Here is an 18,765-nt window from a genome sequence, read left to right as displayed (position 1 = left end):
CGCATTGGAGGATGACATGAAAACCACTCTCGCAAGCGTCGCGGCCCTGTTGATCGCCAGCCCCGCTCTGGCACAGACACCCACGCTCAACGTCTATACCTATGACAGCTTCACCTCCGAATGGGGGCCCGGTCCCGCGATCGAGGAGGCCTTCGAGGCCGAATGCGGCTGCGATCTCGTCTTCACCGGCGCAGGCGACGGAGCCGCGCTGCTGGCGCGCCTGCAACTCGAAGGGGCAAGCACCGACGCAGACGTGGTGCTGGGGCTCGATACGAACCTGACCGCCGCCGCGCGCGACACCGGCCTTTTCGCGCCCCACGGCGTCACGGCGGACCTGTCGCTGCCGGTCGACTACGAGGACGACACCTTCCTGCCGTTCGACTGGGGCTATCTCGCCTTCGTCGCGGACAAGGATACGCCGCCCGCGCTGTCGTTCATCGAGTTGGCCAACAGCGACCTGTCCATCGTGATCCAGGATCCGCGGTCATCCACCCCCGGTCTTGGCCTTCTGATGTGGGTCGAGGCGGTCTTCGGTGACGAGGCCGGTGACGTCTGGGCGGATCTGGCCGACAATATCGTGACCGTGACCCCGGGCTGGACCGAGGCCTACAACCTCTTCCTGGAAGGCGAGGCGGACGCGGTTCTGTCCTACACCACCTCGCCCGCCTACCACCTGATCGGCGAGGACGACGACACCAAGACCGCATGGGCCTTCGAGGAGGGCAACTACCTGCAGGTCGAGGTCGCGGCAAAGCTCGCCCAGACCGATGTGCCAGAGCTTGCGGACCAGTTCATGGCCTTCATCACGACGGACGCGTTCCAGTCGGTGATTCCCACGACCAACTGGATGTATCCCGCGACCGACATCGACCTGCCCGATGGCTTCGAAACGCTGACGGTGCCTGGGAGCGGTATCCTTCTGAGCGCGCAGGACGCCGCGGATCGGCGTGACGCGGCGCTGGACACGTGGCGCAGCGCGCTGTCGCGTTGATCCCGGCGGGGCTGGCGGCGGCGCTGATCCTGGCGCTGACGCTGGCCCCGCTGGCCGCCGTCGGGTCGCGGGCCGAAGCGGGCGCGGGTCTTGGCGCGGGCGATTGGGCCGCGATCCGCTTCACGGTCTGGCAGGCGGTGGTCTCCGCCGTGGTCTCGGTCGGGCTGGCGGTCCCCGTGGCCCGGGCGCTGGCGCGTCGTCGCTTTCGCGGGCGCGGCGCACTTGTGATGCTGCTGGGTGCACCCTTCCTGCTGCCGGTCATCGTTGCGGTCTTGGGGCTGCTCGCCGTCTTCGGGAGGGGCGGGCTTCTGAACGCGGGGATCGTCGCATTAGGCGGCGCCCCCGTAAGCATCTACGGTGCGGGAGGCGTCATTCTTGCGCATGTCTTCTTTAACCTGCCGCTGGCGGTGCGCATCCTGCTGCAAGGCTGGCTCGACATCCCAGCGGAACGGTTCCGGCTGGCCGCACAACTCGACGCCCCCATCTGGTCGCTTCTGGAACGCCCGATGCTGGCGCGCGTGGTGCCTGGGGCGGCCCTGGTGATCTTCCTCATCTGCCTGACCAGCTTTGCGGTGGCGCTCACGCTGGGCGGCGGCCCGCGTGCCACCACGGTCGAGCTTGCGATCTACCAGGCAATCCGTTTCGATTTCGACCTTGGCCGCGCGGCGCTTCTGGCGCTGGTGCAGGTGGCGCTTTGCGTGGTGGCGGCGGTCCTGGCGTTCCGCCTGACGGTGATCGAGCCGGTGGGCAGCGGGCTCGATCGCACGGTCGCCCGCTGGGACAAGAGCCCGTGGGACTGGCTCTGGCTGGCGGCGGTCAGCCTGTTCCTGATCGCGCCGCTTGCGATGGTGGTGTGGCGCGGGATCCCGGGTCTTGCGGATCTGCCGTCGAGCGTCTGGGCCGCGTCCGGTCGCTCGATCGCGGTGGCCCTGGGGGCGACGGTGCTGTCGCTGGCTCTTTCGTTCGCGCTGGCCTTGCGTGGCGGGATCTGGATGCAGGGGATCGGCGTGCTGCCGCTGGCCTCCAGCGCGCTCGTGATGGGGACGGGATTGTTCGTGATGGTCTATCCCTTCGTGAACCCCACGCGGCTGGCGCTGGCGGTCACCTTGGCGGTGAACGCGGTTCTGGCGCTGCCGTTCGGTCTGCGGGTACTTGCGCCTGCCGTGCGGGACGTGCGCGAAGGCTACGGGCGGCTTGCCGCCAGCCTGGGGCTGACCGGCTGGGCAGGCGTGCGGATCGTGATGTTGCCACGCCTGCGACGCCCGCTGGGCTTCGCCGCCGGGCTCACGTTCGCGCTGTCGATGGGGGATCTGGGCGTCATCGCGCTTTTCGCCACCGATGCGCAGGAAACCCTGCCGCTGGCGATGTACCGCCTGATGGGCGCCTACCGGATGGAGGCCGCCGCCGGGGCGGCGCTCCTCTTGCTGGCGCTATCACTCGGCGGCTTCTGGATCTGCGATCGGGGAGGGCGCATCGATGCTGACCTTTGACGATGTCACGCTGTCGCAAGGCGCCTTCACCCTGAGGGCCGACTGGCAGGTCGCGCCGGGTCTTACGGCGGTGATCGGTCCGTCCGGGGGCGGAAAATCGACGCTTCTTTCGGCGGTGGCGGGTTTCCTGACGCCCACGCGGGGCCGGATCCTCTGGAAGGGACAGGACCTCGCGGGCCAGGCGCCGGGTGGGCGGCCCGTTTCGATGCTGTTCCAGGACAACAACCTCTTCCCGCATCTGACCACCTCCCAGAATGCGGGCCTTGCGCTTGGCCCCCGCCTGAAGCTGAACGACGACGAGGCCGCCCGCGTCGAAGAGGCGCTTTCGCGGGTCGGATTGACGGGGCTCGGCGGGCGCAAGCCCGGCGCGCTTTCCGGTGGGCAACAGGGACGCGCGGCCCTTGCGCGGGTCCTGCTGTCGGACCGGCCCGTCGTGCTGCTGGACGAGGCTTTCGCCGCCCTCGGTCCCGCCTTGCGGGTCGAGATGCTGGCGCTCGTGCAAACGACGCTGGTGGCCGCCGGGCGCACCGTCTTGATGGTCACCCACGATCCGCGCGACGCCAAGGAGCATGCGCAGACCGTGGTTCTGGTCGCCGACGGCGTGGCCCACCCGCCCCGAGATACGGCGGAAATCTTTGCTGATCCCCCCGAGGCCTTGCGCGCCTATCTGGGCTGACATCCAGACCATCCGCCCCCAGGCACCGGCTGCACGCGCACCCGTCTGCCGGAATGCAAAAGGCCCGCCGGTGAGGGCGGGCCTTCGCGGGTCATTTGTTCAGGCAGCTCAGTCTTCGAGCTTCTTCTTGTGCGGCGCCCAGATCTTCTTGTTGGTCAGATAAAGCAGGCCCGAAAGCACCAGCAGGAAGATGACGCCGGTGAAGCCGGCTTCCTTGCGAGCGGTCATCTTGGGCTCTGCCGCCCACATCAGGAAGGCCGCGACGTCCATCGCCTCGTCTTCGAGCGAATTGGAATGCCCGTCGTCGTAATCGATGTCCTCGCCCAGCAGCGGCGGCGGCATGCTGATCCAGCTGCCGGGCACCGTGTGGTGACCATGATCGTCCTTGCAGGCGTCGGGGAAGCCGCCGTTGGCGAAGCTGACGTTGTAGTAGCCGTCCATCGGGGTTTCCATCTCGAGCGCGCATTCGGGCTCTTCGTGGTAGCCGGTCATCAGCGAGGCGATGTATTCCGCCCCACCCATGCCCTTGAATAGCTGTGCGAGCCCGGTTCCGTGCGGCCCGTGGAAGCCCGCGCGGGATTTCGCCATCAAGGACAGGTCCGGGGCGTTGGCAACGTTGCTGCCCGGGAAGTAATCCGCGGGGGCGGCCGGACGGTAGTCGCCCTGCCCGTCGGCGAGCGCTTCGTCGAAGACCTCGAAGTTCTGGGCATAGGCGCGCATCTGATCTTCGGGAAGGGCAGGGCCGTTCTCGTCGTGCAGCGTGCGGAACGAGACACGTTCCAGCCCGTGACAGGCGGCGCAGACTTCGGTGTAGACCTTCAGGCCGCGCTGCAGCTGGTTTGTGTCGTAGGCACCGAAGATGCCCTCGAAGGGGAAGTCGTAATCGACGATCTCGACCTCTTCCGAGGCGGCATGCGCCGCCCCGATGCCGAGGCTGAGGGCCGTGACGGCGGTCAGTGAAAGTGTGCGAAACATAAATCTAGTCCTATCGTCTTTCACTCGGCCGGGTTCACGAGGGTCTTCGTGCCGCCGGTCTTGGAGTCGTAGTGGGCTGCGAAGTCGTCCTCGATCGTGGCGGGGATCGGCAGCGGCTTCTCGAGCACGCCGAGCAGCGGCAGGATCACCAGGAAGTAGGCGAACCAGTAGGTCGCCGCGATCAGCGAGATCCAGTCGTAGGGGAAGTCCGTCGGCTGCGCACCGACCCACATCAGCACGATGAAGTCGACCACCAGCAGCGAGAACCACCACTTGAACGTCGGGCGGTAACGGCCCGACCGGATCGACGAGGTGTCGAGCCAGGGCGCCAGCGCCATGACCGCGATCGCGCCGAACATCGCCAGCACGCCGAAGAACTTGGCGTCCACGATGCCGAAGGTGACGAAGTTCACGATCTGCACGACCCAGACGTCCGCGGTGAAGGCCCGCAGGATCGCGTAGAACGGCAGGAAGTACCATTCCGGCACGATGTGGCTCGGCGTCGCCAGCGGGTTTGCCGGGATGTAGTTGTCCGGGTGGCCCAGGTAGTTCGGCATGAAGCCCACGATGGCCATGAACACGGCAAGGATGATCGCCAGTGCGAAGAGGTCCTTGATCACGAAGTAGGGCCAGAAGGGCAGGGTGTCCTTGGCGGCCTCTTCCTTCGAGGTGCGGCGCACCTCGACCCCGGTGGGGTTGTTGTTGCCGGTCGTGTGGAAGGCCCAGATGTGCACGATCGTCAGGCCCAGCAGGATGAAGGGCATCAGGTAGTGCAGCGAGAAGAAGCGGTTCAGCGCGGGCTGGCCGACGGCGGAGGCACCCAAAAGCCAGGTCTGCAGCGATTCGCCCACGAAGGGGATCGCGCCGAAGAGGCCGGTGATCACGGCCGTGCCGTGGAACGACATCTGACCCCAGGGCAGCACGTAGCCCATGAAGGCGGTGCCCATCATCAGCAGGTACATCAGCATGCCGATGATCCAGGTGACCTCGCGCGGGGCCTTGTAGTTGCCGTAATAGAGGCTGCGGAAGATATGCAGGTAGACGGCCACGAAGAACAGCGACGCTCCGTTGGCGTGGAAGTAGCGGATCATGTGCCCGCCGTTCACGTCACGCATGATGTGCTCGACGCTTGCGAAGGCCATGTCGACATGCGGGACGTAATGCATGACCAGCACGATGCCCGTGATGATCTGCAGGACCAGCGTGAAAGTCAGGACGATGCCCCAGATCCACATCCAGTTCAGGTTCTTGGGCGTGGGGATCATCAGCGTGTCGTAGGCGATGCCGAGGATCGGCAGACGCTTGTGCAGCCACTTCTCTCCGCCGGAGGAGGGTTCGTAATGGTCGTGCGGGATGCCAGCCATGTGGGGTCTCCTTAGCCGAGTTCGATGGTGGTGGGGTCGACGAAGGCGGCGACCGGCACGGGAAGGTTGCGCGGGGCGGGCCCACGGCGGATACGGCCCGCGGTATCGTAGTGGCTGCCGTGGCAGGGGCAGTACCAGCCGCCGAAGTCACCTTGTTCGCCCAGCGGGACGCAGCCGAGGTGCGTGCACACACCCATCTGCACCAGCCACGCGCCCTCGGGTGCGTCGGAGCCTTCGGGCGTCGGCAGGGCGCGGTTCTCGTCCAGGGCGGGCTCCGCCCCGGCGAGGTTGGCGTTCTCGGCGTTCTGGTCGGGCAGCGAGGAGACGTCGACGGCGCGTGCCTGCTCGATCTCGGCCGCGGTGCGATACCGGATGAAGACGGGCTTGCCTTGCCACAGCACCGTGAGCTGACTGCCTTCGGCGACGCCGGAGACATCGACCCGGATCGACGCCAAAGCCTGCACGTCTGCCGAAGGGTTCATCTGGTTCACCAGCGGCCAGACGGCTGCGCCGACGGCGACGGCGCCCGCCCCAGCGGTGGCGTAATACAGAAAGTCGCGGCGTGTGCCCTGGTGGTCTTCTGCGTGTGACAAGGGTGTTCTCCGTTCTGGGGTGGGTGCAGCGCACCCGCGGTCCTATCGTCGGCGGGAACCCGCCATCCGGTTGGGCGTTGTTTAGCCCGCACGGCCCCGCCCGTCCAGCGGACAATCCGGCGCAGGTCCGCCTTGTGTTGCAGGCCCGCAGGGGGCGTTCTCAGGCCTCGGGCGGCGCCGTCTGCTGCATGGCGGGGCGCATGGCGAAACTCTCGTGCCAGCGGGCGAGGGCCGTATGTCCGGCGCGCCAGCCCCGCCCGTCGTGGCGCAGGTCCAGGTAGGACAACGCGCAGGCGGCGGCGATCTGGCCCATGTCGAGCGGACCGGAGAGGTGGCTGATCCAGCGATCCTCCAGCGCCGCGACCGCCCGGTCGATCCTGGCCCATTGCCCTTCGATCCAGTCGGTCGACCGGTGCTCCGCCGGGCGGAATTTCGTCTCGTAGAACATCGAGACCGCCGATTCCATGATCGCGTCGGCGGTGGCCTCCAGCGTGAGCACCTCCCACAGGCGGGTCGCGGGGTAGAGGTCGGTCCCCGCGTGCTCGTCGAGGAACCGGCAGATCACCCGGCTGTCGTAGATCGCGGGGCCATGGGTGCGCAGCAGCACGGGGATCTTGGCCGCCGGGTTGGCGGCGGCCACGCCGGCATCGGTCCGTGCGGGGGTGGTGGCGACCGTGATCTCCTCCACGGCGTCAAGCAGGTTCGCCTCGCGCAGAAGGACGCGGCACTTGCGCACGAAGGGCGAGGTGGGGGACATCATCAGTTGCATGGGCAGAGCTCCTTCAAGTCGAGTTTGCGCGGGCTTTGCCTGCGTGAAAAGAGGTTTCGTGCCGAAACCACTTCGCCTCCGGCGGGAGTTTATCCTGCCAGATGAAGTGGACGGCCCTTCAGGGCTCCGGCGGGGTGCGCATAAGGCGCGCGAGGTCGTCAAGCGCCTGGCCGTGGCCGTCCGCGATACGATCGGCAGCAGCGCGGCGGGCGGCTTCGGGCTTGTTTTGTCCCAGTTTCCAGGTGCTGTCGACATCGGTGATCGCCAGGCGGACCGGGACGATCTGGCGCATCATGCGCTCCAGCACCAGGGGCGTCATCTTGGTGGTGGTCCAGGGGCGTTTGGGAAGACGCGCTTCGAAATGTTCCGTCTCGCGGTCGAGCAAGTCGCGCAAGGCGTCGGGGGACAGCGGGTGCAGCGTGCCGGTCAGGTGCACCGCGACATAGTTCCAGGTCGGCACCTGGTCGGGCAATCCATACCAGTCCGGCGAGACATAGGCGTCCGGTCCGGCGACCGCGAGCCGCGCCGGAACCATGCCCAGCCGCGCGATCGGGTTCGATCGCACGAGGTGCAGATCGGCGCTCTTTCCATTTTCGGCGAGCAGGAAGGGCACGTGTGCGAGATGCGGCACCGGATCGCCGTTCACGCAGAGCGTGCCGAAGGCCCGGTCGCGGGCAAACGCGAGGCTCCGTTGGGCATCGGTGCCACGGAAGGCGGGGTTGGGGTGCATCAGGCGACCAGTTGGCCGTCCTGCACGGCGCGGATCGTGGCCGGAACGATCTGCCCCACCGGCCGATCGGTGTCGAATCGGACTTCGGCGAACTGCGCGGTGCGGCCCATGCGGGGGTTTTCCATCAGAACGTCATGCGCGCGGCCCACCTGCGCGGCCAGATGGCGCGCGACGGCCTGGTCTCCGGCGGCGCGCAGGCGGGCGGCGCGCGCCTTGATCGCGGGGCCGGGGACGGCGGGCATTCGGGCGGCGGGCGTGCCGGGACGCGGAGAATAGGGGAAGACGTGCAGCCAGGTCAGGTCCGCCTCCTCGACCAGGGCGAGGGAGTTGTCGAAGGCCGCCTCGGTCTCCGTCGGGAAGCCCGCGATGATATCGGCGCCGAAGGTCATGTCGGGACGCAGTCGCCGCGCCTCCTCGACGAAACGCAGGGCATCGTCGCGCAGGTGGCGGCGCTTCATGCGCTTGAGGATCAGATCGTCGCCGTGTTGCAGCGACAGGTGCAGGTGCGGCATCAGGCGCGGCTCGGTCGCGATGGCCTGCATGAGCGCCGCGTCCACTTCGATGCTGTCGATCGAGGAAATTCGCAGCCGCGGCAGGTCCGGCACCAGCTTGAGGATGCGCAGCACGAGATCCCCCAGTCGCGGGGCGGCGGGCAGGTCGGCTCCCCAGGACGTCAGGTCGACACCGGTCAGCACGACCTCCTGGAAGCCGCGGTCGACGAGGCGCTTGATCTGGTCGACGACCACGCCGGCGGGGACCGACCGCGAGTTTCCGCGCCCGAAGGGGATGATGCAGAACGTGCACCGGTGATCGCAGCCGTTCTGAACCTGTACATAGGCCCGGCTGCGCGTGCCGAAGCCGTCGATCAGGTGGCCCGCGGTTTCGCGCACCGACATGATGTCGTCGACCTGCACGGCCTCGGTCTGGCCGATGAGGTCGGGGGCGAGGTCGGCCCAGGTCTCGGGCGCCATCTTCTCGGTATTGCCGATGACGCGGTCGACCTCCGGCATCGCGGAAAAGCTGCCGGGATCGGTCTGGGCCGCGCAGCCGGTGACGATCAGCGTGGCGTCCGGGTGCGCCCGGCGCAGCTTGCGGATGTCCTGCCGGGCCTTGGCGACGGCCTGGGAGGTCACGGCGCAGGTGTTGACCACGACGGCGTTCGTCACCCCGGCGGCTTCGGCCAGTTCGGTCATCGCCGCGGTTTCGTAGGCGTTCAGGCGGCAGCCGTGGTTGGAGAAGATCGGTGCGTCAGCCATGCCAGACTCCGTCGAAGACGTGGGCCACGGGGCCGGTCATCCAGACCCCGTCCGCGCGCCAGTCGATCTGCAGCGTGCCTCCGTCGAGGTCGACCCGTACGGATCGTCCCGTCAAGCCCCGCCGCGCGGCCGCCACCGCCACCGCGCAGGAGGACGAGCCGGAGGCCAGCGTGACGCCAGCGCCGCGCTCCCACACCCGCATGCGGATCCGGTCGGGGCCCACGATTTGCGCGAACTGCACGTTGGTGCGCTCGGGGAAGAGGGGGTGATGTTCGATCTCGGCGCCACGCACGGCGAGATCCACGGTGTCCGCGTCAACCACGAAGAAGGTGCAATGCGGATTGCCCATGCCGGTCGCAACGGGATCGCCGTCGATCGGCAGGTGAAGCGTGTCCATCGCCCGGGCCAGCGGCACCTCCTGCCAGTCCAGCAGGGGCTGGCCCATGTTCACCGTCGGTCCGCCCGGCGTCAGGGCCGCCTGCAGGCTACCCCGGTCGGTCGTGATCGTGAGCGTCTCGCGGCCCAGTCGCGACATTTCCCACGCGGCGATGCAGCGGGTGGCATTGCCGCAGGCGCCCGAGGTGCTGCCGTCGCTGTTCCAGAAGGTCAGGTGCAGATCGCCGGAGGCGCTATCGGTGATCTCGGCCAGCTGGTCGAACCCGACGCCCCGGCGCCGGTCCGCCATGGCCGCGGCGAGCGCCGCATCGACACGGGGCGCAGACCTGGCGTCGATCACGACGAAATCGTTGCCGAGGCCGTGCATCTTCATGAAGGGAACCGTGGGTGACATGAGCGCGCCTATACGCCCGTGGGCCGACTTTATCCATCCCCTGCGCAAATTCCGGGTTGACCCCGGCAGGCGCTCAATTTAGGTCGCGTTTCGTGGTGTGAGCCTGTAGCTCAGTTGGTAGAGCAACTGACTTTTAATCAGTAGGTCCAGGGTTCGAACCCCTGCGGGCTCACCAAAGAATTCAGTAGTTTGGCTGTAGATCCCCGGATCTTGGATGGGTCTGCAGCCAGCCTGCACAAAGCAAGATCCCCAAATTACCTGCCTTGTCCTGGATGAAATCCCGGTCTGCCATGTCGTGTTGCCTGCCCGGGCGCGTGGAGGATCGGGTATCGCAGCGCCGGTACCGCGCCGTCACGACGCAGCGCGTCAAGGACCGGGCCAGGCGGAAAGGGCGCTGTTTCGATCGGACGGGTGACCGCGCCGGCGCGGCGGGACGGCCCCGCCGCGCGCGGCGGCGGGCGGCGCGGGACGTGGTGCGTCAGTCCGGAACCTCGGTCGCCGGATCGCCGTCGATGGCGGCGGCAATCCGGGGTTCGAGCTCACCCAAGGCATAGGGGATGCTCAGCAGGGAGCCGTGACTGAAGGCCCCGGTCAGCAGCGCGTCCGTGAAGATCTCCCGACCCTCTCGATGCGCTGTGAGCGCGGGGCGCAGGGCAAGCTCCTCGATCCGGCTGCGTTGCCCGTCGGAGCCGTCGGTCACCCAGACCAGGACGTCGGCATCGATGATGTCGAGCTCCTCTTCCGAGAAGGTGACGGCGAACTGGTTGTCGCCCACGAGCGCGTCCACCGCGTCCGGCGTCGACAGGCCGAGGTTCGACAAGAGCAAGGGGCGGATGTCGGCGCCGGTATAGACGCCAGGGTTGTCGTTCCAGTAATAGGCGACCGAGGCGGTCTTGCCCTCCCAACCGGGGTTGCGGTCAGAGATGGCCGCCATCTCGGCCTCGATCTCGGCGACCTGCGCCTCGGCTTCGTCGAGACGGCCGACGGCCTCCCCGGCGATCAACGCAAGCTCGTCCCAGGGCAGGGAGTAGTCGCCGACACCCTCCGGAACGGCCACGACCGGGGCGATGAGTGACAGCCTTTCGTATTCCTGCTCGGTGATGCCGGACCACAGGGCGATGATGACATCGGGCTCCGCGGCGGCGATCTGCTCGAAGTTCAGGTCGCCCCGCAGGATCGCGGGCGTGGTCTTGAGCCGGTCGTCGGCCCAGGGCCAGACGGCATTTTCGTAATCGCCGTACCAGTAGCGGATGGCGACCGGCTGCACGCCCAGCGCCAGAAGGTTGTCGGCACCGTTGAAGTCAAGGCTGGCCACCCGCTCGGGCGCCTCTTCGATCACGGTGGTGCCGAACTTGTTTTCCAGGGTCAGCGGAAAGTCCTGTGCCGCGGCGGGCAGGGCTGCGAGAAGCCCGCCCAGGGCCGTTGCAAGGGTTCGGGTGGTCGGTTTCATAACGTATGTCTCATGGTGTGGGTGAAGGGGGCGGTCGGACGGGTGGACAGGTTCCTGATCAGCGCGCTATCGGGGTGAAATCCTGGCCGCCGATCACCGACAGCAGCATGTAGCTGACCGCGCCCAGCGCGTAGTAGGACCGGGTCGCCCCAAGCGAGCGGCTGACGAAGTACATTTGGTCCTCGCGGCAGGCGTGTAGCTGCTCGCACCAGCCGGGCAGGATGCTGTCGAAATGGGCGCGCACCTCGTCAGGGCCGTCCCCGGCCGTGGAGCGATAGGTCGTGAAGATGAAATCGCCGTCGAACTCGGGCAGGACCTCGGCGGTGAAGCTCTCGCGGCCGCCCTCGGGAATGGCCTCGATGAGCGCGGGACGCTGGAAGCCCGCGTCGATCAGCACCTTGCCGATATTGCCGTAAGGATTGAGCGCGAAGAGCTCACCGGGCATGGCATGGATGGTGGAGACGGTGATGCTCTCGGTGTCGATGACCTCGCGGATCAGGGCGATCTGTTCTTCGTAACGGCGTTTCATCAGGTCCAGCCGGTCGGTCGTGCCGGTCAGTTCGGCAAGCCAGTCGTAGATCTCCCAGGAATCGCGTTGCGTGTAGTCCAGCACCACGGTGGGCGCGATGGCGCGAAGCTGGTCCACGTCCGTCGGCTGCCACTGGGTCGTGAGGATCAGGTCGGGCGCCACCGCCGCGATGCGTTCGATGTCGGCGGGGTTGTTGCCGACCCAGGTGATGTCGGTGGTGTCGAAGTCCATCCCGGTGATCGACAGGCTGGAGCGGATGAAGGCCTCGTCCTCGGTCTCGCCCCGACCGTGGCTGCCCGCGACCTTCGCCCCCAGTTCCAGCAGCGGAACCGTCAGGACACTGTCGTGCAAGGCCACGATGCGCTGCGGTTCGGTGGGGATGTCCACCTGAGTTCCCGTATCGTCGGTGACGGTGCGGGTGTCCTGTGCCGCGGCGGGCACGGGCAAGGCCAGGACGGCGACGAGACTCAGGTGTTTCAGGAGGCGTTTCATGGTCGTTCCTCGTTCGGGTTCGGGTTCGGGGGGCAGGATGGCGCGGGGCCGTCGTCTGCGAGGGCGGCATCGACCTGCGCGCGCCAGACGGTCTTGGGCGCGATCGGCCTGGCCGCGTCGAGATCGGCGCAGGTGCCGGGGGTGGTCACCTCGTCCGGCTGCAACAGGACGCGGGCGATAGCCGTGCCGACCGTGACGGCATAGGTGCGCTCTTGGGTCTTGCGCACCCGTGCGGGCCCTCGGATGCCGGCCTTGGCGAAATGTTGCAGGGCCGCGACCTCCGCCACCTGTTCGGCTTGGTCGAGATGGCTGGCTCCGCGGTAGCAGGGCAGGTACGGGGTGTCGCGTGCCTCGGCGTCCAGCAGGTCCGGCGCGTCCGCGGGGCGCAATCGGCCGTACTTGCGCAAGGCGGGCAGGACGAGGACGCCGGCCGACAGGCGGCAGCCGCCCAGATGCGTGACTTCCCAGACATCGAAATCGCCGCGCGCCTCGGCCTCTGCCGCAAGCGCCTTGTAGACCGCGAAGCCCCACTTGGCGCAGCAGCGATCGTGCTTGCCGTGGGTGCAGCACAAGACGACCGGAGTGTCGGCGGGAGTGGGGCCGAAGTCATCGAGCGCGGCGGCACCTTCCGGCAGGCTGACGAGGAAATTCGCAAGCGCGCGAGGAGCCAGGTCGAAGGCCAACGCCTCGGGGTAGATGAAGACGCGAATCGTGTCGCGATACTCTCCCTTGCGGTCGATCAGGTTCACCCGCCATCCCGCGGCGGACAGCGCCTCGATGGCCGCGGTGATGTCCGGGTCCATGTCTTCCGCGATCTTGAGCGAATGCCGCCATCTCGCCTTGGGCCACTGGATGAGGATGGTCTTCTCGGGATGCACTCCCGTACCGGCGAGCGGCTCACCCGCGGCAAGGCTTTGCGCGGTGCAGAAGCGCAGATCCTTCGGATGGCCGGTCGCAGGATTGGGCGCGGTGATTCTTTCGGGCCTTGTCACATCTGACTCCTTCCGGGGGTGCGCAGGATGAGCCAGACGAAGATGGGCACCCCGATGATCGCCGTGACCAGTCCGGCGGGGATCTGGACCGGGGCAAACAGCGCGCGTCCCGCAAGGTCCGCGGCACCGACCAGTCCCGCGCCGACCACGGCGGACAGGGCCAGGTGCAGGCCGACGCCGGACCGGGCCAGCCGGTGCGCCATGTGGGGCGCCACGAGGCCTACGAAACCCAGCGGCCCGACCATCGCCACCGCCGCTGCGGCGAGCGCCACCGAAAGCGTGATGAGCGTCGCGCGCGTGCGCCCGACCCGAACGCCCAGCCCCGCCGCTATCTCGGGTCCCAGCCGCATCGCCGCCATCGGCCGGGCGGCGGCGAAAAGAGCGGGCGCAAGCGCCATAAGGGCGAGGACCAGGACGGCGACGTCACCCCATCCCGCCGCATGGACCGATCCTGCAAGCCAGCCCAGCGCGGACATCGCCCGGTCGAGCTGGCCGTAGGTCAGAAGAGCCGCCGTCGCGGCAGAGATGAAGGCCGCGATGCCGATCCCGGTCAGGATGAAGCGCATCGTCGCCCCGCCCGCGCGCCGCATCGCGATCCACTGGATCAGGACGGCGACGGCGAGCGCACCGCCGAAGGCCAACAACGGACGAACCCCCTGCGGCAGATCCGGCCAGGCCACGATCGCCGCGACCACGGCGAGCCCCGCGCCTTGGCTCACCCCGACGAGCGACGGATCGGCCAGCGGGTTGCGCGTGACGTTCTGTAACACGGCCCCCGACAGGGCGAGCAACGCGCCCGCGCAGAAAGCCGCCAGCGTGCGTGGAAAGCGGAACTGCCAGACGACCGTCTCGGCGATCTCCGACGGGGGCGCCCCCGCAAGCGTCGAAAGCACACCCGCCACGCCGAGGGGATAGCTGCCGGTCATCAGGCTCAGGACCAGCAACGCTGCAAGAAATGCGACCAGCGCGCCAAGGACGCCGAGGGCCTTGCCCGGCAGGACGACGGAAACGGCGCCGTCCAGCCGCAGGGTCGCGCTCGCGCTCATAGCCGCGCCCTGACCAGCCAGACGAAGATCGGCGCGCCGATCAGCGCGGTCACGAGGCCCGTGGAAATCTCGATCGGGGCCAGTGCGATCCGGGCGGCGATATCGACCACCAGCAGATAGGCCGCCCCGGCGATCGCAGACCAGGGCACGATCAGCCGGTAGTCCTGCCCGGCGAACAGCCGCACCGCATGCGGCACGACGAGCCCGACGAACCCCATCGGGCCCGCGATGGCCACCGCGGAGGCGGTGAGCGCGATGACCGCGAAGAGGACCAGCGCCTTCAACCGGCCCACGTTCATGCCGAGCCCGATCGCCGTCTCTTCGCCCATGGCGAGGGCCGTGACCTGTCTTGCCACGCCGAAAGCCACGACGAGCCCCGCGAAGAGCCAGGGCAGCGTCCAGCGCAGGATCTCGATCCGGCGCCCCGCGAGCGAGCCGGTCAGCCAGACGCGAAGTTCCTCGAAGGTCTGCTCGTCGAGCAGGTTGGCCACGGTCACGAGCGCGCCCAGGAACGCCGTGATCGCGGCCCCCGAAAGCACCAGCGTCAGCGGCGTGGCACCGCCGGGCGCGGCCGTTGCGATCCCCCAGACCGCGACGGCCGCGGCCAGCGCGCCCAGCGCCGCCACCAACGGAATGAGCGCGGGCGCGGCAAGATCGAAGACGCCCACGAAGATCACCACCGCGAAGGACGCGCCGATCAGCAGGCCGAGGATGCCCGGCTCGGCCAGGGGATTGCGTGTCACGCCCTGCATCAGCGCCCCCGCGACCGAAAGCGCCGCCCCGACGAGAAGCGCGTAGACCGCGCGCGGCAGGCGCAGATCCACGATCACCACGTGATCGAAGATCGCTGGATCGTAGGCGAGAAGGGCTTCCGCGACCGTGCCGAGCGGGATCGTCTTTGCCCCGACCGAGATGTGCCAGGCAAACGCCAGCCCCAGCAGCACGATCCCCGCCACCGGGGCGAACCACGCGGCCCGTGGGGGGCGCGGCAGGGCGGCAGTGGTCATTGTGCGGCGAGCGCTAGGCTTGGCGAGACCACCGGCACGCAGACCGGACGGCCGCTGACCGGGTCCGGCACGACGTTCGCCTCCAGGCCGAAGACCTGTTGCAGGGCCGTGCAGGTGAAGGCCGTCTCGACCGGTCCCTCGGCCACCAGGCGTCCGCCCTTCATCATCACCAGCAGATCGGCGAAGGCCGCGGCGACGTTGAGTTCATGCAGGACGATCACCAGCGTCCGGCCGCGCTCGTGGGCGATCCGGCGCAGAAGCTGCATCAGCTCCACCTGCACCTTGAGGTCGAGGAAGGTCGTGGGCTCGTCGAGCAGCACGATATCGGTTTCCTGTGCGAGCACCATGGCGATCCAGCAGCGCTGCCGCTGACCGCCCGACAGGTCCGAGACGGGCCGGTCGGCGAACTGCGTGACGTCCGCGTCCTCCATCGCCGCGTCGACGGCCCGGGCATCCGCGCGCGACCATTGCTTCAGGAGGGACTGATGCGGGTAACGCCCCTGCGCCACCAGCTCGCGCACGCGCAGCCCTTCTGGCGCCACGGGGCCCTGCGGCAGAAGCGCAAGCCGGCGGGCGACATCGCGGGTCGGCGCGCCATGCACGGGCCGTCCGTCCAGCAGGACCCGGCCTGCGGAGGCTGGCAACACGCGCGCCATGGTCTTCAGGAGTGTCGATTTCCCGCAGCCGTTCGGTCCGACGAGGATGGTCAGCGCCCCGTCGGGCACGCGAAGCGACACGTCGTGAACGATGGTCGCGTCGCCATAGCCCGAGGATAGACCCTCCACGACGAGACGCGGGGTCCGGATGGCATCGTGACGGGCGATGTTCGACTGCGGCATGGAGCTCTCGAAACTGGAGTTCCTTTTTCCTAGCAATTTAGTCAGGATACGCAAGGACAACCGTGGGTTTGTCGAAATTCGGCTTCGTCCGTCAGAGACGCCCGCATTCCTGGGCGCCGGCAGCGAACGCTCGATATCCCGTGGCCTGTCTTCCCGCAGCCGATCCCCCTGCGCAGTCCCAAGGCGCGCAATGATAACGGCTTCGGTTTGCCCGAGCATGCAGGCCGCATGTTCACTCTGGAACGCGCAGCCCATAGACTTGCGTCATGCCGGAACCCGATCCCGAGACCCAAGTCCGTCCGTCCGGGAAAACCGTCCTGGGCAAGGCGTTCCTGACGGCGCTGATCGCGCCCGTGCTGGGGCCGGCGATCCTGGCCTTTCTCGCGCTGGGGCGCCTCGTGATCACGGGCGAGCTGCTGCAGCTCTCCACCATCGACCCGCTGGCCGTCTTCATGTGGCTCGTCGCCCTGCCGGGTGGGGCCTACCTCATCGGGTTCCTGCCGGCGCTTGCGACGGGCGCTATCCTGGCGTGGTGGCTTCCGCGGATCCAAGGGATGATCTGGCGGGTGGCCCTGGCCCTGGTCGTCGGTGCCGTGACGCCGATCCCGATCGGCCTGATGTGGAACAAACCGCCGCCACTGCCGTCGCCGGTTCCCGCCTTCATGATGTTCGGTGCCTTCGCGGCGGTCGCGACCTTGCCGATCCTGCATCGCAAGGGCGATCCCAGCGCGGCCCGGCGCTGATGCGCCCAAGACGGCAGGCAACGACCCGCAGCTCGTCCAGGGGATCACTTCCATTTGAAACCCGGGCTCGCAAGACAGGCGGCGCGGGCGTAGGTTTCGGTCAATGCTCTATCTAATTGTCCAAATCGCAATCGTGAGCCTGCCCTTTGCCGCGCTGATTCTGCCGCTCCGAGGTTTGCCTGCTCGACGCTTCTGGACGGCTATCGCGGCACAGTTCGTCCTGATGGTCGGTTGGGCCGTCCTCGGCGGTGCGGTCATCGGCAAGATCTGGTGGGAACTGAGCGGCGGCTGCGCCGGTAACGGTGGTGGGTTCGAAGGGACCTGCGGCTACGCGGGCATTGCGCAGACGGCGACGGTCGGGTTCGTGACGGCCGTGGTGATGACCACGATCTGCGGGATCGCCCTGCGTCGCCTGATCGACCGAAGGGGGGTGTCGTGACGGCGCGCGACCTTCAGACGAAGAGCCAGGTGAAGACGATCCTGATCTTCGCCCTTCTGGGACCGCCGATCGCGGCGGTGCTGCTGGTGCTCACCGTGATCCCCTTGCCCCATGGGGGAGGCAAGATCGCCCTGACGTTCGCGCTCGCCATCGCACTCGGGTACCGCATCGCGTTCATACCGCTGCTGGTCAGCGGCATCGTCGCCGTGGTGCTGGCCAAAGAGATGGAGGGCGTCTGGCGGCGCTCGGCGGCGACGGTCGCCACGGCCATGATCCTGACCTGCCTTTTCACGCTTCAGCTTGGCCGACCGGAAGAGGATGCAAGCCTGCTCATGCTGCTTTGCTATTCGGGGTTCGCGGCGTTGGCCGGACTTGTCTGTCTTGCGATTTCCCGCCCCGGCAGACCGCGAGAAGACCTGCGCTGAGGCAGTCCTCAACGGGGCGCGCAAAGCCCGTGCAATCACCGTGCTCATGGGACCGGGGAAACGCCCGTCGCGTGTGTTCTGCCCAAGAAACGGGCAAGGTAACAACTTGTCGTTGCGTAAAATAATATAGTATGATTTTTTTACTCCCGACGTAATGTCATCCTAGGGAGGAAAATCATGAAAATACATATGCTGGGTGCGGCCCTCGTGGTCGCGGCAACGGGCGCGCAGGCGCAGACCGTCGGTTTCTCGCAGATCGGGTCCGAATCGGGCTGGAGGGCTGCCGAGACCACGGTGACGCAGCAACAGGCCGAAGAGCGGGGCATCGACCTGCGCTTCTCGGACGCGCAGCAGCGTCAGGAAAACCAGATCGCGGCGATCCGGTCGTTCGTGGCGCAGGGCGTCGACGCGATCCTTCTGGCCCCCGTGGTCGCGACAGGCTGGGATTCGGTGCTGGAGGAAGCCGCGGAGGCCGAGATACCCGTCGTCCTGCTGGACCGCATGGTCGACAGCGACGAGTCGCTCTACCTTACGGCCGTCGGCTCCGACCTCGTGCACGAGGGCGAAGTGGCGGGCCAATGGCTGGTCGACAACAAGCCCGAGGGCGAATGCCGCGTGGTCGAGCTTCAGGGCACGACCGGCTCCTCGCCCGCCATCGACCGCGCCAATGGTTTCCGGAACGCGATCGAAGGCAGCGACGACATCGAGATCGTGCGCAGCCAGACCGGCGACTTCACCCGCTCAGGCGGCAAGGAAGTGATGGAAAGCTTCCTTCAGGCCGAAGGCGGTGGCGACAACATCTGCGCGCTTTATGCCCACAACGACGACATGGCGATCGGCGCGATCCAGGCCATCAAGGAAGCAGGCATCGCCCCCGGCGAGGACATCCTGATCGTGTCCATCGACGCGGTGCCGGACATCTTCCAGGCAATGGCTGCGGGCGAGGCGAACGCCACGGTGGAGTTGACGCCGAACATGGCCGGACCGGCCTTCGACGCGCTGGAAGCCTACATGGCGGACGGAACCGAGCCCGAGAAGTTCATCCAGACCGAGTCCGCGCTCTACACGCAGGACGACGACCCGATGGCCGAGTACGAGGCCCGCAAGGACCTGGGCTACTGATCCCCGACAACCCGGAATGGCGCGGGGCATCCCTGGTGGTGCCCCGC

General features: G+C 67.7%; 20 protein-coding genes and 1 tRNA gene. 8 read left to right on the top strand and 13 right to left on the bottom strand.

The window, feature by feature from the left end; translation table 11 throughout:
• Nucleotides 1-16 precede the first annotated feature (16 nt).
• Genes thiB through EU805_RS13635 form a run of 3 tightly spaced genes read left to right on the top strand, consistent with a single transcriptional unit; the run spans nt 17 to nt 3,157 of the window.
• Nucleotides 17-991, top strand: a complete 975-nt coding sequence (gene thiB, locus EU805_RS13645; RefSeq protein ID WP_129764537.1) for a thiamine ABC transporter substrate binding subunit — start codon at nt 17-19, stop codon at nt 989-991.
• Nucleotides 967-2,481: a thiamine/thiamine pyrophosphate ABC transporter permease ThiP gene (locus EU805_RS13640; protein ID WP_129764536.1), complete on the top strand. Its 1,515-nt coding sequence runs from the start codon at nt 967-969 to the stop codon at nt 2,479-2,481. The genes thiB and EU805_RS13640 overlap by 25 nt, the downstream gene beginning before the upstream one ends.
• The gene (locus EU805_RS13635; protein ID WP_129764535.1) at nt 2,468-3,157 is read left to right on the top strand and encodes an ATP-binding cassette domain-containing protein; all 690 of its coding nucleotides are present in this window, start codon (nt 2,468-2,470) and stop codon (nt 3,155-3,157) included. Before EU805_RS13640 ends, EU805_RS13635 begins: the two co-directional genes overlap by 14 nt.
• Nucleotides 3,158-3,265: 108 nt before the next feature.
• Here EU805_RS13635 and EU805_RS13630 read toward each other — a convergent pair whose 3' ends face one another.
• The 7 genes from EU805_RS13630 to dapF form a co-directional block, all read right to left on the bottom strand.
• Nucleotides 3,266-4,132, bottom strand: a complete 867-nt coding sequence (locus tag EU805_RS13630; protein WP_129764534.1) for a cytochrome c1 — start codon at nt 4,130-4,132, stop codon at nt 3,266-3,268.
• Nucleotides 4,133-4,152: 20 nt separating this feature from the next.
• Nucleotides 4,153-5,496 (bottom strand): cytochrome b N-terminal domain-containing protein, encoded by a 1,344-nt coding sequence (locus EU805_RS13625; protein WP_129764533.1) that lies wholly within the window; start codon nt 5,494-5,496, stop codon nt 4,153-4,155.
• 11 nt (nt 5,497-5,507) lie between these two features.
• The gene (gene petA, locus EU805_RS13620; protein ID WP_129764532.1) at nt 5,508-6,089 is read right to left on the bottom strand and encodes a ubiquinol-cytochrome c reductase iron-sulfur subunit; all 582 of its coding nucleotides are present in this window, start codon (nt 6,087-6,089) and stop codon (nt 5,508-5,510) included.
• 160 nt (nt 6,090-6,249) lie between these two features.
• Nucleotides 6,250-6,858 (bottom strand): glutathione S-transferase family protein, encoded by a 609-nt coding sequence (locus tag EU805_RS13615; RefSeq protein WP_129764531.1) that lies wholly within the window; start codon nt 6,856-6,858, stop codon nt 6,250-6,252.
• 118 nt (nt 6,859-6,976) lie between these two features.
• Nucleotides 6,977-7,588 carry an FMN-binding negative transcriptional regulator gene (locus tag EU805_RS13610; RefSeq protein WP_129764530.1) on the bottom strand — a complete coding sequence of 204 codons (612 nt, stop codon included), beginning with the start codon at nt 7,586-7,588 and terminating at the stop codon, nt 6,977-6,979.
• On the bottom strand, nt 7,588-8,844 hold the full coding sequence (mtaB, locus tag EU805_RS13605; protein WP_129764529.1) for a tRNA (N(6)-L-threonylcarbamoyladenosine(37)-C(2))-methylthiotransferase MtaB: 1,257 nt from the start codon (nt 8,842-8,844) through the stop codon (nt 7,588-7,590). The genes EU805_RS13610 and mtaB overlap by 1 nt, the downstream gene beginning before the upstream one ends.
• Nucleotides 8,837-9,634 carry a diaminopimelate epimerase gene (gene dapF, locus EU805_RS13600; protein ID WP_242494165.1) on the bottom strand — a complete coding sequence of 266 codons (798 nt, stop codon included), beginning with the start codon at nt 9,632-9,634 and terminating at the stop codon, nt 8,837-8,839. The genes mtaB and dapF overlap by 8 nt, the downstream gene beginning before the upstream one ends.
• 99 nt (nt 9,635-9,733) lie before the next feature.
• On the opposite strand from dapF, the gene EU805_RS13595 reads away from it, so the two are divergent.
• A tRNA-Lys gene (locus EU805_RS13595) sits at nt 9,734-9,809 on the top strand.
• Nucleotides 9,810-10,112: 303 nt separating this feature from the next.
• Here EU805_RS13595 and EU805_RS13590 read toward each other — a convergent pair.
• From EU805_RS13590 to EU805_RS13565, 6 genes are read right to left on the bottom strand one after another with little or no spacing between them, the layout of a single operon-like run.
• Nucleotides 10,113-11,084: an ABC transporter substrate-binding protein gene (locus EU805_RS13590; protein ID WP_129764528.1), complete on the bottom strand. Its 972-nt coding sequence runs from the start codon at nt 11,082-11,084 to the stop codon at nt 10,113-10,115.
• 58 nt (nt 11,085-11,142) lie between these two features.
• Complete coding sequence (locus EU805_RS13585; RefSeq protein ID WP_129764527.1) at nt 11,143-12,105, bottom strand: ABC transporter substrate-binding protein; 963 nt, start codon at nt 12,103-12,105, stop codon at nt 11,143-11,145.
• Nucleotides 12,102-13,097, bottom strand: a complete 996-nt coding sequence (locus tag EU805_RS13580; RefSeq protein WP_165351950.1) for a sucrase ferredoxin — start codon at nt 13,095-13,097, stop codon at nt 12,102-12,104. Before EU805_RS13580 ends, EU805_RS13585 begins: the two co-directional genes overlap by 4 nt.
• Nucleotides 13,094-14,143 (bottom strand): iron ABC transporter permease, encoded by a 1,050-nt coding sequence (locus tag EU805_RS13575; RefSeq protein ID WP_129764525.1) that lies wholly within the window; start codon nt 14,141-14,143, stop codon nt 13,094-13,096. Before EU805_RS13575 ends, EU805_RS13580 begins: the two co-directional genes overlap by 4 nt.
• Nucleotides 14,140-15,150: an iron ABC transporter permease gene (locus tag EU805_RS13570; protein ID WP_129764524.1), complete on the bottom strand. Its 1,011-nt coding sequence runs from the start codon at nt 15,148-15,150 to the stop codon at nt 14,140-14,142. The genes EU805_RS13575 and EU805_RS13570 overlap by 4 nt, the downstream gene beginning before the upstream one ends.
• On the bottom strand, nt 15,147-15,989 hold the full coding sequence (locus tag EU805_RS13565; protein ID WP_129764523.1) for an ABC transporter ATP-binding protein: 843 nt from the start codon (nt 15,987-15,989) through the stop codon (nt 15,147-15,149). The genes EU805_RS13570 and EU805_RS13565 overlap by 4 nt, the downstream gene beginning before the upstream one ends.
• A gap of 266 nt (nt 15,990-16,255) precedes the next feature.
• Here EU805_RS13565 and EU805_RS13560 point away from each other — a divergent pair, with 266 nt between their 5' ends.
• From EU805_RS13560 to ytfQ, 4 genes are all read left to right on the top strand, one after another.
• Nucleotides 16,256-16,732, top strand: coding sequence for a hypothetical protein (locus tag EU805_RS13560; RefSeq protein WP_129764522.1), 477 nt, complete (start codon nt 16,256-16,258; stop codon nt 16,730-16,732).
• 103 nt (nt 16,733-16,835) lie between these two features.
• Nucleotides 16,836-17,171: a hypothetical protein gene (locus tag EU805_RS13555; RefSeq protein WP_129764521.1), complete on the top strand. Its 336-nt coding sequence runs from the start codon at nt 16,836-16,838 to the stop codon at nt 17,169-17,171.
• A complete protein-coding gene (locus EU805_RS13550) occupies nt 17,168-17,596 on the top strand; it encodes a hypothetical protein (RefSeq protein ID WP_129764520.1) in 429 nt (142 codons plus the stop codon). Before EU805_RS13555 ends, EU805_RS13550 begins: the two co-directional genes overlap by 4 nt.
• Nucleotides 17,597-17,773: 177 nt before the next feature.
• Nucleotides 17,774-18,718: a galactofuranose ABC transporter, galactofuranose-binding protein YtfQ gene (gene ytfQ / locus EU805_RS13545; protein ID WP_129764519.1), complete on the top strand. Its 945-nt coding sequence runs from the start codon at nt 17,774-17,776 to the stop codon at nt 18,716-18,718.
• The last annotated feature ends 47 nt before the right edge of the window (nt 18,719-18,765 follow it).

The organism is Salipiger sp. IMCC34102 (assembly GCF_004145405.1).
Lineage (GTDB): Bacteria > Pseudomonadota > Alphaproteobacteria > Rhodobacterales > Rhodobacteraceae > Loktanella.
The sequence above is the reverse complement of the archived record's forward strand: the minus strand, read 5'-3'. Positions and strand labels throughout refer to the sequence as shown.

Bases quoted from the DNA above. Each gene is read 5' to 3' on its own strand.
- EU805_RS13560 (WP_129764522.1), top strand. From the start codon at position 16,256: ATGCCGGAACCCGATCCCGAGACCCAAGTCCGTCCGTCCGGGAAAACC.
- ytfQ (WP_129764519.1), top strand. From the start codon at position 17,774: ATGAAAATACATATGCTGGGTGCGGCCCTCGTGGTCGCGGCAACGGGC.
- EU805_RS13615 (WP_129764531.1), bottom strand. From the start codon at position 6,858: ATGCAACTGATGATGTCCCCCACCTCGCCCTTCGTGCGCAAGTGCCGC.
- EU805_RS13630 (WP_129764534.1), bottom strand. From the start codon at position 4,132: ATGTTTCGCACACTTTCACTGACCGCCGTCACGGCCCTCAGCCTCGGC.
- thiB (WP_129764537.1), top strand. From the start codon at position 17: ATGAAAACCACTCTCGCAAGCGTCGCGGCCCTGTTGATCGCCAGCCCC.
- EU805_RS13610 (WP_129764530.1), bottom strand. From the start codon at position 7,588: ATGCACCCCAACCCCGCCTTCCGTGGCACCGATGCCCAACGGAGCCTC.
- EU805_RS13625 (WP_129764533.1), bottom strand. From the start codon at position 5,496: ATGGCTGGCATCCCGCACGACCATTACGAACCCTCCTCCGGCGGAGAG.
- EU805_RS13570 (WP_129764524.1), bottom strand. From the start codon at position 15,150: ATGACCACTGCCGCCCTGCCGCGCCCCCCACGGGCCGCGTGGTTCGCC.
- dapF (WP_242494165.1), bottom strand. From the start codon at position 9,634: ATGTCACCCACGGTTCCCTTCATGAAGATGCACGGCCTCGGCAACGAT.
- EU805_RS13585 (WP_129764527.1), bottom strand. From the start codon at position 12,105: ATGAAACGCCTCCTGAAACACCTGAGTCTCGTCGCCGTCCTGGCCTTG.
- EU805_RS13555 (WP_129764521.1), top strand. From the start codon at position 16,836: ATGCTCTATCTAATTGTCCAAATCGCAATCGTGAGCCTGCCCTTTGCC.
- EU805_RS13565 (WP_129764523.1), bottom strand. From the start codon at position 15,989: ATGCCGCAGTCGAACATCGCCCGTCACGATGCCATCCGGACCCCGCGT.
- EU805_RS13590 (WP_129764528.1), bottom strand. From the start codon at position 11,084: ATGAAACCGACCACCCGAACCCTTGCAACGGCCCTGGGCGGGCTTCTC.
- EU805_RS13575 (WP_129764525.1), bottom strand. From the start codon at position 14,143: ATGAGCGCGAGCGCGACCCTGCGGCTGGACGGCGCCGTTTCCGTCGTC.
- EU805_RS13635 (WP_129764535.1), top strand. From the start codon at position 2,468: ATGCTGACCTTTGACGATGTCACGCTGTCGCAAGGCGCCTTCACCCTG.
- mtaB (WP_129764529.1), bottom strand. From the start codon at position 8,844: ATGGCTGACGCACCGATCTTCTCCAACCACGGCTGCCGCCTGAACGCC.